The following is a 14,624-nucleotide window of genomic DNA, read 5'->3' on the forward strand; positions in this document are numbered from 1 at the left end:
TTTTTAATTCAAACTAAAAACCTGAAAAACCGGTAATGATTTATTGCTAAAATCATAGAAAGCCTGATTTTCAAATGTTGAACCATTGCTCGATGCGCTTCCTTTGAAAGCAATCCACTCTCCTCCCCAGTAAGCAAATCCAATACCTGATTTGGATGTTTTTACAAAATCTTTGATTGCCAGCATATAACTTTTTTGTCCCTCTGGAGTTGCTGGATATCCCGAAACCAATTGGTCTGTCTGACCAACTATATTATTTGTGGCATCATTCCAGCTTAATGTAAACGGATAAGCAGTTTCTGCTATAAGTACTTTTTTGCCAAACTTAATTCCCAAAGCATCGATGGTACTTTTGACAACTGCCAAGTCTTTACCATGCCAAACTGGATAATAAGAAAGTCCGATATAATCATAATCGACTGTTTTTACTTTAGAGAAAAACCAATCCGTATCCGATGCTTTTACACCTGCATAATGAATCATGATTTTTGTTTTTGGAGCTTTGCTTCGAATAGCAGCGCTGGCAGTGCTTAACAATGCAATACATTGTGCTTCCTGATTGATTAAGTTACCTTGAGGCCAAAGCAAACCGCTGTTTATCTCATTTCCGATTTGAATAATATCAGGATTTATCTCGGTTATAATTGTAGATGTATAAGTGGCAACTGCCGTTTTCAAATCTGTAAAAGACAAATCTTTCCATTCAGCTGGCGTAGTCTGAGTTCCCGGATCTGCCCAACTATCCGAATAATGAACGGTAAGCCAAACTTTTAAGCCTGCTTGTTTTACACGAGCCGCAAGATTTTTAACTTCTGCTAATCCCGAATGCCCATTAGCTGGATTTTTCCATAAACGGATTCTGATAGTATTGCATCCTGAATTTTTTAAAGTGGTAAGTATATCTTCGGCTTTGCCATTATTTGTAAAAACGACTCCAGCGCTTTCAATTTCAGGAAGAAATGAAATATCAGCAGCTCTAATAAAATCATCAGACACAACAGGCGGATCTACTACAGGTGTATCTGGAGAATCACTGCCAGAACAAGCAAACTGAATAACTATTAAGGCTAAAAGTGAAAATATCGTTAAGAATCTTTTCATATCTGTATATTTTTCTAAAATAATTGAAATTTATAAACTGTATTGTGAACATATTCCTCTCCTTTTTTAAGGACTGCACTAGGAAAATGTTCATGATTTGGTGCATCGGGAAAATTTTGTGTTTCAAAACAAATACCGCTTAAAGAGTGATAATCGGCATTTTCTTTCCCTTTTAGTACATTTTGACAATTACCGCCAACATAAATATGAACTCCAGGCTGATCAGTAAATACGGTCATTTTTAAATTATTCTTTTTACTCAATAATGAAGCTGCAAACTCATTTTTTTGAGTTATCACAAAAGTATTATCAATTACGGAAGGACATTTTTTTGGTGTTAAAAAATCAAAAGGAGTATTTTCAATTTCCAAATACCTACCAGTTGGTATATTTTCTGCTGTGGTTTCCAGCATTTGATTTGTGTTTACAACTAATTCCTGATCTTTTACATCAGATAGATGACCATCCAGATTAAAATAACTATGGTGTGTTAAATTCACTACGGTATCCTCGGTCGTCTTGGCACTGTACTGAAGAATCAGTTCATTTGTTTCAGTAAGCAAATAAGTTAGCTCTACAGTTAAGGTCCCTGGATAATTCTCCTCATTTGACGGACTGGAGTAACTCAAAGTGATTGCCGGATTATCTCCTTCTATTACTTTTTCGACAGCCCAAACCTTTTCGCTAAACCCAGTAATACCGCCATGCAAGGAATTATTATTGTTGTTTTTATTCAAATGTATTTTCTGACCGTTCAATTCAAAAACACTGTTATTGATTCTTCCTGCATATCGACCTACAGTAGCCCCCATATATGGAGCACCTTCCTGCTTAAACGACTGCAGATAATTCTCTAAAGTATCAAATCCCAAAACAACATCAGCAATCCCGCCGTTTTTCAATGGCACTTTCAATTCTGTAAGTGCAGCCCCGTAAGTGATTACCTTTAAGGTCATTCCGTTTTTATTGGATAATTCATAAGAGTATATCTCATCTCCATTTGGTATCAAGCCAAAGAAATTCTTTACAGAAGTAGCAGTAATTTGTGAATTGTGTTTTATTTGCATTGTTTTATTATGAAATTGTAAAATCAAAAGTATGATAAAATTTAAATTAAACATACCAGTACCTACCAGTTTTTGAATCTTAAAAAACCTCAGATGTTTTATTATCCGAGGTTTGATCATTATTACAATACACTTTTGTTTATAATCAAAAACTTGTAATCGAAATACGCATTATGGTACTGGAATTAACATATATCTTTGATCAATATCATTAAACCAAATATTGTACTTACCAACAACACCATAAATATCAGCTCCAGCACTATCACTAATCCAAGTACTGTCAGCAAGAAATTTAAATTTTCCTGCGGTTGTAAATGTATAAGTGATTTTCCAGATATGAGCATCAAAAGCTGACTTAGACATAGATATGCTAGTAACCCAATTATCTAATGGTGCTGCATCTCCAATGATACCAACCGTAGCATACGTTTTCATAGCCCAGTATAATATTGTTTTGCCGGATCTGCTGAATCTCTAAATATTTCAATACCAGTACCTACCAGTTTTTAGTATATTTGTCAAAAAACCAATTTATCCTATGAAAATTATTTCTATCCAAAACAATCTCGGTATTCCAAAATACAAGCAAATTATCAATTCCATTGAAAAGGCAATTGAAGAGGAAAAACTTACAAAAGGAGATCGGCTCCCATCTGTAAATAAAGTATGCTTAGAATTTTCATTATCTCGTGATACAGTCTTATTAGGATATGACGATTTAAAAAAAAGAGGAATAATTTATGCCATTCCAGGCAAAGGTTATTATGTCAAAAGCATTGAAATCACTATAAAACAAAAAATATTTCTGCTTTTTGACGAGCTTAATATTTTCAAAGAAGATATTTACAATTCGTTTTTAAAAAACATTGGAAAGAATGTTCAAGTTGATATTTTCTTTCACCATTTTAATGTTCAGGTTTTTCAAAAATTGATTAATGACTGTAACGGAAATTATACCAAGTACATCATCATGCCCACCAACTTGATCGATGTAGCCTCTTTTATAAAAACCCTGCCAATAAACGATGTAATCATCTTAGATCAGACAAATGAAGAGCTAAAATCCTATCCAGCAATATATCAAAATCACAAAAAAGACATCTTCGAGGGACTCCATAAAGGCAAAACAAGACTCAGTAAATATAAAAAATTCATTATGATTTTCCCAGGTTTCAGAGAACCGCCAGCAATGAAAATCGGGTTTGAAAACTATTGCACCGAGCATGCCATTAACTATGAAATCATCCAGGAATTTACGGATAATGACATCACAATTGGAGGCGTTTACATCATTCCAAATGACAGAGATCTCGTTCGGGTAATTGAGAAAGCTCGAGAACAAAATCTTAAATTAGGAACTGATTTTGGTATTATATCCTATAACGAAACTCCATTAAAAAAAGTAGTCTCAAATGGAATTACAACTATCTCAACCGATTTTAGCACTATGGGAAAACTATTAGCGCAAATGGTTCTTCACGGAAAAAAAGAACAAATTGAAAACAAGAGTGCATTAATCATTAGAAATTCGCTGTAAAAAACAAAATAAGAAGATTACAGTTAATCTTCTTATTTCTAACTTAACTAAAACTAAACCAAATTTACTATTACTTGTTTTTTACATCTTAAGAAACTTCATAATCTGATTTTTGCAATATCTATACCTAGAGCAAAAGCTCCAGGTATAAATAAATTACCAAAATTTTTGTTTTTTGTTTAATGATTTTTTACAACTCAATAAACAACACTAAATGCAAATTTATTAAACCAATAACAACAAACCACTGTATTATTGAATCTACAGGTACAAAGTAACGACTATACTAAACACTTTTGGGGGGTCAAATCGGTAAAAAATATAGGTCAAAATCGTAATTTTCTATAATAACAAATAATACATCATACATTTTAATTGAATTAAAAAACTAGAAAGGAAAGAATAAAAGCAGATTTAATTCCAAAAATCAAAACCATCTAGAAATCTAGATGGTTTTATTATTTCATCAGCATCAGATCTTTAAAATAAAATGGAAATCAAGTAAACCTATAGACACATAAAAACTTTTTTTATAAGAAAAATTGCTAGACTCCTAATTTATTGGCAATTTTTTTATCAAGTTCATTTGATTGTCTGCTTTTTTAAATTACTTTTACAAATGTAAAAAACACACTTATAATAAATTCATATTTATGCAAAAAATAAAAGTTCATTATGACGGCAAAAGATTCCTTAAAAAAACAACTTATGAAAAAATTGAAATCTCTACTTGTTTTTAGCGGTCTTTTTTTTGTCGCAACAACGGTCTTAGCACAGAAAACAAAAGTGCCTAAAGAAAAAAACATGGGAGCTTATCTGATGGTTTATTTTAAAGACGACACTCATGGTTTGTACATGGCTTTGAGCAAAGACGGCTATAGTTTTACCGATGTAAATAATGCCAAACCTATTATAGCCGGCGATACGATAGCCGAGCAAAAAGGAATACGTGATCCGTACATTTACCGAGCACCCAACGGAATCTTTTATTTAGCATTGACCGATTTGCATATTTATGCCCAAAAAGCTGGTTTTCGAGAGACGGAATGGGAACGTGACGGCAAGCAGTACGGCTGGGGCAACAACCGCGGATTGGTTTTAATGAAATCGCCCGATTTGATTCATTGGTCACATACTGTACTTCGCGTAGACCAGGCTTTTCCTGAATTGAAAGATATAGGCTGTGCTTGGGCACCTGAACTCATTTATGACGATAAAAAGCAAAAAACCATGATTTATTTTACCATGCGTTTTGGCAACCAAAAAAACAAAGTCTATTATTCCTATATGAATAAGGATTTTACAAAATTGGAAACTCCGCCAAAACTTTTATTCGAGTATCCAAAAGACATTACCTATATAGATGCCGACATCACCAAAGTAGGCAACAAATACCATATGTTCTATGTGCCTCATGACGGAACACCAGGCATTAAGCAGATGGTTTCCAACTCTGTTAATACTGGCTATCAATATGACGATAAATGGTACGATCCTGAACCCGCCAGCTGTGAGGCTCCAACTGTTTACAAACGCATTGGCGAAAACAAATGGGTGCTGATTTATGACATTTACGGCATTAATCCACACAATTTTGGTTTTAGCGAGACCTCCGATTTTGTAAACTTTACAAATCTGGGACACTTTAATGAAGGCGTTATGAAAACGACCAATTTTTCGGTGTCAAAACATCCGGCCGTTATTCAAATCACAAAAAAAGAAGCACAAAAACTAGCTAAAAAATGGAACTGCGAAATAAAATTTTAAGACATCAAATAGCATCATGATAAACATTTCCAACTTTCAAAAACAAAAAAATATTTTCTAGGATTACTATTTATTTGCTTTTCGGCATTCGCCAATAACCCCAAGGAAGCCTATATATTCTCCTACTCATCAGGAAAAAGCTTCGACGGCCTCCATTTTGCTTGGAGTATTGACCAAATCAACTGGCATCCCATAGGTTCAGAATACAGTTATATACATTCCGATTATGGAACATGGGGATCCGAAAAAAGAATGGTTTCGCCAATACTGTTTTCTGACGCTAACGGTCAGTGGCATTGTCTTTGGAGCCTTAATGAAAAGGACGGAACTTTTGCACATGCAGCATCCGATGACCTACTTTATTGGGGTCGCCAATCCTATCCTCCAGTCATGACTAATAAAAACTGTCTGTTGCCTGATGTGTCTTATAGCAAGGAAAAAGAAGAATACACCATCACATGGTTAAGCAAAGACCAGACAGAAACAAAAGCTTGGTGTACAACAACCAAAGATTTCAAAAAATATTCGGAAACCAAAAATATTCCTGTATCCGAACATAAAAACTCACGAAGCACCTTCCTTATTTCCGGAAAATCAGAAACGGGGTCTGTCAACAAAGTAGCTTGGAGCATTGTAGAAGGACTTATCAAAACCCAACAATTGTCAGTCTATAAAAATCAGCTTTGGTCAGAAACTACCAAAACTGATGCTGAACGTTTTGCAGGATTGAAACCTATAGAAGCCAAGTTTACTGCGGATGTATCAAAAAACAAAAAGATCAGCAACACCTTATTGGGAATCTTTTTTGAAGACATCAATTATGCAGCAGACGGTGGTCTGTATGCCGAACTGGTTCAAAATAGAGATTTTGAATACACTATAGCCAATACTAAAGGCAGGGACAAAACATGGAACAGCACCAAAGCCTGGAGCTTAAAAGGAGAAACATCAAAATATGTTATCGATTCTGTAAATCCAATTCATCCCAACAATAAGCATTATGCAAAACTTTCGATTACGCAAACTGGCACTACTTTAATCAACGAAGGTTTTGATGGCATTGCAGTTAAAGCCGGCGAAAAATATGATTTTTCAGTATTTGCCCGCGCCTCTGATGGCAAATCAGGCAAGCTTCTTGTACGTCTGATTGGCAAGAATGACGAAATTTATGGCGAAGCCTCAACAGTTGCAATTGGCAAGGATTGGAAAAAATACAGCGGAACCATTACAGCTAAAACGACTATAGCAGATGCAAGTCTGGAAATCGTTCCACAAATGACGGGAACGTTGGATTTGGACCTGATTTCGCTTTTCCCACAGCAAACATTTAAAGGCCATAAAAACGGATTGCGTGCCGACTTGGCCCAAACTCTTGCCGATCTAAAACCAAAGTTTATCCGTTTCCCAGGAGGCTGTGTTACTCACGGCGACGGATTAGAAAATATTTATAAGTGGAAAAACACAATTGGCCCGCTCGAAACACGAAAACCCATGCGTAATCTTTGGAATTACCATCAAACTGTTGGTTTAGGCTATTTTGAATACTTCCAATTTTGTGAAGATATTGGTGCTGCGCCGTTACCTGTAATTGCAGCCGGTGTTCCTTGTCAAAATTCCTCAACTGGAGGTGCTGGACAACAATGCGGCATCCCAATGTCTGAAATGAGCGACTATGTCCAAGATATTCTGGATTTGGTCGAATATGCCAATGGCGACGTGACTACCAAATGGGGTAAAAAACGTGCTGAAGCTGGACATCCAAAGCCCTTTAACCTAAAATATATCGGCATTGGCAATGAAGACCTTATTACCGATATTTTTGAAGAACGTTTCACTATGATCTTCAAAGCGATGAAAGAAAAACATCCTGAGATAACCGTAATTGGAACAGTAGGCCCAAATTTTGAAGGTACTGATTACCAAGAAGGCTGGGATATTGCTTCAAAATTGGGCGTACCCATGGTGGACGAACATTACTATCAGCCTCCAGGCTGGTTCATCTACAATCAGGATTATTATGACAGCTATGACCGTACTAAACCCAAAGTCTATCTTGGAGAATATGCCTCTCACCTGCCAGGAAGACCCAATAATATAGAAACAGCCTTATCCGAAGCCTTGTATATGACCTCGTTGGAACGCAACGGTGATGTGGTAAGCATGTCTTCTTATGCACCACTATTGGCAAAAGACAAACATACACAATGGAATCCCAACCTAATTTATTTCAGCAATACCGAAGTAAGACCAACAGTAGGCTATGAAGTACAGAAACTTTATGGACAAAACGCCGGTGAGCAATATATTCCATGCGAAATTAACCTTTCAAATAATCAGGAAAATGTAAAAAACCGTATTGCTATATCTGTCGTTCGTGACTCCAAAAGCAATGACCTGATTGTAAAACTGGTTAACCTTCTGCCGATTGCTGTCAGCACATCTATTGATTTGAAAAACAGCAGTTTGGAAAACACACAGACTGTAAAAACAGTATTAAAAGGTGAGCCAAGCGACAGAAATGCAAGACCGGTTGTCACTGCCTGTTCTGCTTCAGAATTAATGAATACTGAATTGCCAGCATACTCATTTACTATTTACCGCATTAAAACGGTTGGCACAAATAAATAAAATTCAAAAAACATGATACAAGATAGTATTAAAAAAACGCTTTGGCTTGGACTGATACTGGTTTCAGCAGTTGCCGTTTACGGACAGTCAGCTAAACTTGAAAGTTTTCCATTGTCCTCTGTTCGTTTGCTCGACAGCCCTTTTAAAGCAGCTCAGCAAACCGATTTGAAATATATTTTATCCCTTGATGCTGATCGATTATTGGCACCTTATTTCAAAGAAGCTGGATTGGAAACAAAGGCAATAAATTATCCTAATTGGGAAAATACCGGTCTTGATGGTCATATTGGCGGTCATTATCTTTCGGCTCTTTCTGAGATGTATGCCGCAACGGGCAATCAGCAGATAAAAGAAAGATTGGACTATATGCTTAACAGTCTGGAAAAATGCCAGCAAAAAAACGGAAACGGCTACATTGGCGGTGTTCCTGGAAGCAAAGCCTTATGGGAGGATATTGCCAAAGGAAAAATTGACGCCGGAAGTTTTTCATTGAATAACAAATGGGTGCCTTGGTACAACATCCATAAAGTATATGCCGGACTGGTTGATGCTTACACTTTGACTGCAAGTGAAAAAGCCAAAAAAATGCTGATCCAGCTTTCGGACTGGTGTCTCAATCTTACCGCAAAGCTGTCTGATGACCAAATCCAGCAGATGCTGCGTAGCGAACACGGCGGTATGAATGAAGTTTTTGCTGATGTTGCAGTAATTACTGGTGATAAAAAATACTTGGTTTTGGCACAAAAATTCTCCCACAAAGCCATTCTAGATCCGCTTTTAAAAAATACCGATGCCCTTAACGGAATTCACGCCAATACGCAAATTCCTAAAGTAATAGGTTTTATGCGTGTTTCCGAAGTTTCAGGCGATAAAGAATGGGCAAATGCAGCTAACTTTTTTTGGAATACTGTGGTAAATAACCGAACAATTTCAATCGGAGGAAACAGCGTCAGAGAGCACTTTAATCCAACAAACGATTTTTCCTCTATGCTGGAATCAAGAGAAGGGCCAGAAACCTGCAACAGTTACAACATGCTTAAATTGAGCAAGCATTTGTTCCTTGCTAATCCTTCTTCAAAATATATGGATTATTATGAGCGCACTACGTACAACCATATTCTGTCGTCCCAGCATCCTGATGGAGGATTCGTGTATTTTACGCCTATCCGACCGCGTCATTACAGAGTGTATTCAGAACCGCAGCAGTCTTTCTGGTGTTGTGTGGGTTCCGGTTTAGAAAATCACGGAAAATATGGAGAGCTTATTTATGCCCATGACAAACAAAATCTCTACGTAAATCTTTTTATTCCTTCAACCCTAAACTGGAAAGAAAAAGGAATCACAGTAACTCAAAACACCAAATTCCCATTTGAAGAACAATCTTCTATTACGCTAACGCTAAAAAAACCACAGCAATTTGCTGTTAAATTCCGTTATCCTTCATGGGTCGAGGATGGAAAAATGAAAATTACGGTCAACAACAAAGAAATTACTCTCGAAAAAGACCAGAACTCCTATGTTTCCATTGAACAAAAATGGAAAACTGGAGACGTAATTTCAGTTGTATTACCAATGCAGAACAAAACAGAACAGCTTCCAGATAAATCGGCTTGGGTTTCTTTTCTGCACGGCCCAATTGTACTAGCAGCAATTACAGACACTACAGACCTTAAAGGTTTAATAGCTGATGACAGCCGCATGGGACATATTGCCAGCGGACCAATTTACCCAATAGAAGATGCGCCTTTACTTGTTTCCAATAATACAGATTTAGCCACTTCATTAAAAACTGTAGTCAACAAATCTTTTACTTTTTCTGCTTCAGATATTATTTATCAGGAAAAATACAAGAACCTACAGCTCGTTCCGTTCTACCAGATTCATGATGCCCGCTACGTCATATATTGGCCATACACGACTCAGGAAAAATTGCCCGAAATACAAAAAGCAATGAAAGAGCGTGAGGAAGCTCAAATGAAATTAGAAGCGCTTACTGTCGATTTAGTTACCGCGGGAGAACAACAGCCGGAATCTGACCATAATTTCAAAGGAGAAAAAACAGATACCGGAATTTTCAAAGAACGCCATTACCGCAACGGACAAGGTTTCTTTATCTATGATTTAAAAAATCCGCTTTTGGAAGCCCGAAAAGTACGCATTACTTATTTTGGTTCTGACAAAGACAAAAATTTTGATGTTTTGGTTAATGATGTTTTGATTACATCAATAACTATGGATGGATCCGAAGGAAATCAGTTTATAGACAAGATAATCGAACTTCCAGCAGCAATTATTGAAGGAAAGCAAAAAATGCTGCAGATACAATTTAAGGCAAAGCCAAATTCGAGTATAACGGGAATTTATGAGGTTCGCTTACTGAAGTAAAAAAGAAATGATAAAATCAAATAAGATAAAAATGAAAAAGCTTTCACCACTATTATTTTTATTAGCGTTTATCTGCATGCTGCCTTGTATAGCAAAAGCTCAAGACAGTAAGATAGTAAAAAAAGGCACTGTTATCCATACGCAGCTTTATGGACACTCGCTGGAAGGTAATTTGAGTAATGATACAGCTGACAGATCAATTTGCGTTTATCTGCCGCCCAGTTATAAGCAATCATCAAAAAAACGTTATCCCGTTGTTTATTTTTTACATGGTTTTACGGACAATGATACCAAATGGTATGGACTCGAAAAGCACTGGATAGATCTTCCTGCAATTTTAGATTCTTTAAATTCGAACGGACATCAAGAGATGATATTTGTTACGGCAGATGCTAAGACGCGTTTTGGCGGCAGTATGTATTCAAATTCAGCCACTACTGGGAACTGGGAAGATTACATCTCTACTGAATTGGTAAATTATGTTGACTCCCATTACCGCACCTTTGCCAAACCATCTGCAAGGGGTATCGCAGGTCATTCCATGGGAGGATACGGTGCGTTACGCATTGCACTAAAACATCCTGAGGTTTTCTCATCTTTATATTTGCTAAGTCCGGCAAGTCTGGCGCCATTTAAAACCGTTGCAGGCCCTGCTGATCTCGCTAAAATGGAAACCGTGAAAACAGTTTCTGATTTCGAGAAAGCTGATTTTGCGCTTAAATACGCTTTTGCGTCAGCTGCAGCCTGGTCGCCAAATCCCAATAACCCGCCATTTTTTATCGATTTGCCTGTAAAATCAGGCAAGCCTGTTCCAGAAATCATGGCTAAATGGAGTGCTAACGCACCCTTAGTTTACATTGATCAATACATCTCAGCACTTGCCAAAATGCAGGCAATAGGTTTTGATGCAGGTGATAAAGATGCAGCAATAGCATTAACAGTTAAAAGTTTAGATTCAACATTAACTAGCTATAACATTCAGCATAGTTCGGCAATTTACGAGGGAACACACATAGATCATATTGGGCAAAGAATTAAAGATGTTATGGTTCCTTTTTTTGAAAAAAATTTAAAATATTAATTATACCAATTAGAAATATAGCTTCCATCGGTTGAAAAGCTAATTATGTGGATTTATCTCTTTTCAGTTCTATTAATGTAATTTAAATTGATTTCAAATGATTAACAAACAAAACAAGAGGATTGTAAAAAGTAAAGTCTTGGCCCTAGCCTTTGTAGCCGTATTTCTATTTATCAGGTCAGACCGAGCTTTTTCGCAAACAACAGAAAAACCAGCCGAAGTAAAAATAATGCTGGATAAACCAGTCGGTGATATGTATCCAATGTGGGCATGGTTTGGCTACGATGAACCGAATTACACCTACATGAAAGACGGCAAGAAGCTCCTGACCGAATTGGCGGCACTTTCGCCTACGCCAGTTTATGTACGGGCACACAGTCTGCTCGTAAGCGGAGATGGTGTTGCAGCGCTTAAATGGGGCAGCACGAATGCTTACACAGAAGATGCCAAGGGTAACCCTATCTATAACTGGAAGATCGTCGACAGTATTTTTGACACTTATATCAAGCGTGGTATGAAACCGCTTGCCCAAATCGGATTTATGCCTCAAGCATTGAGCACGCATCCGGAGCCTTATAAACATTCGTGGAAACCTGGCGATCCATACAGCGACATTCTTACGGGTTGGGCCTATCCGCCAAAAGACTACAATAAATGGGCTGAATTAGTTTACCAATGGGTAAAGCATAGTGTCGAACGCTATGGCAAAAAGGAAGTAGAAAGCTGGTATTGGGAAGTCTGGAACGAACCCAACGGTTACTGGAAAGGCACTATGGAAGAATTCTTTAAACTATATGATTATTCAGCCGATGCGGTAAAAAGAGCACTTCCAACCGCGAAGATTGGCGGTCTTAACATCGCTGGTACAAGGAGTGATAATGCTCAAAAGTGGACCAACGCTTTTTTACAACATTGCATCAGCGGCACTAATTATGCAACAGGCAAAAAAGGTTCACCATTGGATGCTTTTCTTTTTCATGCAAAAGGAAATCCAAAATTAGTCGATGGCGTGGTACGAATGGATATGTCTCCACAATTAAAAGACATTTCTACTGGATTCAAAATTGCATCATCTTATCCCGAAACCAAGAATTTGTCGATAATCATTGGCGAAAGCGACCCAGAAGGATGTGCCGCATGTGGAATGGCTACCAATCCGCAAAATGCCTACCGAAATGGAACTATGTACAGCAGTTATACAGCCGCTTCATTTGCCAGAAAATATTTGTTGGCCGATAAATATAGTGTCAATTTTCTAGGTGCTGTTTCTTGGTCTTTTGAATTCGAAAACCAGCCTTGGTTCTATGGCTTTCGCGATTTGGCTACCAACGGGGTAGATAAACCGGTTCTTAATGTTTTTCGCATGTTTGGTAAAATGAGCGGTAAACGCGTAGCTGTAGAAAGCAGCCGAATGACCCCATTAGATGCTATTGTTGAGAACAGCGTACGTGGCGAGCAGTCTGAAATTGGTGCACTTGCCAGCATTGATAAAAAAACTGCAGGCATAATGTTGTGGAATTATCATGACCTTGACCAGCTGGGAACTCCGGAATCAGTTAGAGTAAATATAAGCGGCATTAGCGCCAAGAAAGTAACGCTTACCCATTACACCATCGACAGCCAGCACAGTAATTCATACGAAGTTTGGAAAAAAATGGGCTCACCGCAAAACCCTACAGCCGAGCAAATAGCAACACTCGAAAAAGCTGGCCAGTTGGAAACCGTTGGAAATCCACAAAAACTAGACGTGAAAGCAAGTAGTCTGGTTATTAACATCGTTTTACCGAGACAAGCGGTATCGTTGCTGAAACTAGATTGGTAAGCTATTTAAATAAAATCTGAGGCGAATAAAATCTTATAATTGAACATTCTAAAACCATGAAAAAAACTCTCCTGATTCTAATAAATGTGTTGTTTACCCTGAATTCTTTTTCTCAAAGTGACACCTTGAACGCACCTAAGGCAGTGCTGCCAAACGTTTACGCAGATCCTCATATTACTGCTTTCGGGAAGAAATTTTATATCTATCCAACGACCGACGGTTCCGAAGGATGGAAATCCACCAGCTTTACTTGCTGGTCTTCCAAGGATTTGGTAAAATGGCAATACGAGAACGTAATCCTTGATTTACCCAAAGACATCAGCTGGGCCAAAGAACGGGCTTGGGCTCCAGCAATAGCTTTCAAAAACGGAAAATATTATTATTATTTTTCGGCAGACACAAATATTGGTGTGGCAGTTTCAGATAAACCAACAGGCCCTTTCAAAGATGCTTTGGGAGTTCCGCTAGCAAAAAAAGGCATGCTCAAAGGGCAAATGATAGATCCGATGGTTTTTGTTGACGACGACGGCTCGGCTTATTTATACTTTGGCCAAGGGAATTGCAATATGGTAAAACTGAACGATGATATGATTTCGTATGATGCCTCAAAAATTATATCCATAAAGCCAAAAGGATATAATGAAGGTTCATTCGTATTTAAAAGAAATGGAAAATATTACTTGATGTGGTCGGAGTTTGACACCCGGGATCCAAGATATTCTGTTGCTTACGCCACTTCCGATTCACCTTTAGGACCTTTTACAAAAGCTGAAGGTTATCCGGTTTTAAAGGGTAAAGGCATCGTTAAAGGAGCTGGGCATCATTCGGTTGTAAAAGTTCCAGGCAAAGACGAATGGTACATTGCCTATCATCGTTTTAAAATTCCAGATGGCAACGGCTATAATCGGGAAACCTGCATTTCTCCGATGAGGTTTGACAATGAAGGCAACATATTACCTGTTGATGTTTTCGAAAAAATTGAAGCTGTAAAAATTCAAGGTAAAGATTGAATTTAATTTACCGATTTTAATCGGTTTGTGATTCTTTTTCTTTAAATACCAGCTTAAACCCAGAAGTAAAAAAATGATATTTTCTTTTTTTGCTATTGTAAAAAAAATTTATCTATATTTGCAAATGTGTTTTTTACACTTATTATTTTATTCTTCCTTACACTCTCAAAAATAGCCTGTTATTCAACGAGACGAATCAACATCAGAATAAAATAATAGACTC

The 14,624-nt window shown here is 37.3% G+C and carries 10 protein-coding genes; 7 read left to right on the forward strand and 3 right to left on the reverse strand.

What is annotated here, in order from left to right; all coding sequences use genetic code 11:
• Positions 1-3 precede the first annotated feature (3 nt).
• The 3 genes from CLU83_RS15570 to CLU83_RS15580 form a co-directional block, all read right to left on the reverse strand.
• Positions 4-1,101, reverse strand: coding sequence for a glycosyl hydrolase 53 family protein (locus CLU83_RS15570; RefSeq protein ID WP_100432453.1), 1,098 nt, complete (start codon positions 1,099-1,101; stop codon positions 4-6).
• A gap of 14 nt (positions 1,102-1,115) precedes the next feature.
• Positions 1,116-2,168 (reverse strand): aldose epimerase family protein, encoded by a 1,053-nt coding sequence (locus tag CLU83_RS15575; protein ID WP_100433769.1) that lies wholly within the window; start codon positions 2,166-2,168, stop codon positions 1,116-1,118.
• A gap of 171 nt (positions 2,169-2,339) precedes the next feature.
• Entirely contained in the window at positions 2,340-2,606 is a 267-nt protein-coding gene (locus CLU83_RS15580) for a hypothetical protein (protein WP_100432454.1), read from the reverse strand.
• A gap of 103 nt (positions 2,607-2,709) precedes the next feature.
• Here CLU83_RS15580 and CLU83_RS15585 point away from each other — a divergent pair, with 103 nt between their 5' ends.
• The 7 genes from CLU83_RS15585 (at position 2,710) to CLU83_RS15615 (ending at position 14,401) form a co-directional block, all read left to right on the forward strand.
• Complete coding sequence (locus CLU83_RS15585; RefSeq protein ID WP_100432455.1) at positions 2,710-3,708, forward strand: substrate-binding domain-containing protein; 999 nt, start codon at positions 2,710-2,712, stop codon at positions 3,706-3,708.
• Between the two features lie 708 nt (positions 3,709-4,416).
• A complete protein-coding gene (locus CLU83_RS15590; RefSeq protein WP_100433770.1) occupies positions 4,417-5,475 on the forward strand; it encodes a glycoside hydrolase family 43 protein in 1,059 nt (352 codons plus the stop codon).
• Positions 5,476-5,727: 252 nt separating this feature from the next.
• Complete coding sequence (locus CLU83_RS15595) at positions 5,728-8,103, forward strand: alpha-L-arabinofuranosidase C-terminal domain-containing protein (protein ID WP_232727143.1); 2,376 nt, start codon at positions 5,728-5,730, stop codon at positions 8,101-8,103.
• Between the two features lie 12 nt (positions 8,104-8,115).
• Complete coding sequence (locus tag CLU83_RS15600; protein ID WP_100432457.1) at positions 8,116-10,488, forward strand: glycoside hydrolase family 127 protein; 2,373 nt, start codon at positions 8,116-8,118, stop codon at positions 10,486-10,488.
• Between the two features lie 31 nt (positions 10,489-10,519).
• A complete protein-coding gene (locus CLU83_RS15605; protein WP_198512305.1) occupies positions 10,520-11,569 on the forward strand; it encodes an alpha/beta hydrolase family protein in 1,050 nt (349 codons plus the stop codon).
• A 97-nt stretch (positions 11,570-11,666) separates the two neighbouring features.
• The gene (locus CLU83_RS15610; RefSeq protein WP_100432459.1) at positions 11,667-13,391 is read left to right on the forward strand and encodes a beta-xylosidase; all 1,725 of its coding nucleotides are present in this window, start codon (positions 11,667-11,669) and stop codon (positions 13,389-13,391) included.
• 56 nt (positions 13,392-13,447) lie between these two features.
• On the forward strand, positions 13,448-14,401 hold the full coding sequence (locus tag CLU83_RS15615; RefSeq protein WP_100432460.1) for a family 43 glycosylhydrolase: 954 nt from the start codon (positions 13,448-13,450) through the stop codon (positions 14,399-14,401).
• Positions 14,402-14,624: the final 223 nt, after the last annotated feature.

The sequence above is a fragment of the Flavobacterium sp. 1 genome, from assembly GCF_002797935.1.
In the GTDB taxonomy this organism is placed as follows: Bacteria; Bacteroidota; Bacteroidia; order Flavobacteriales; family Flavobacteriaceae; genus Flavobacterium.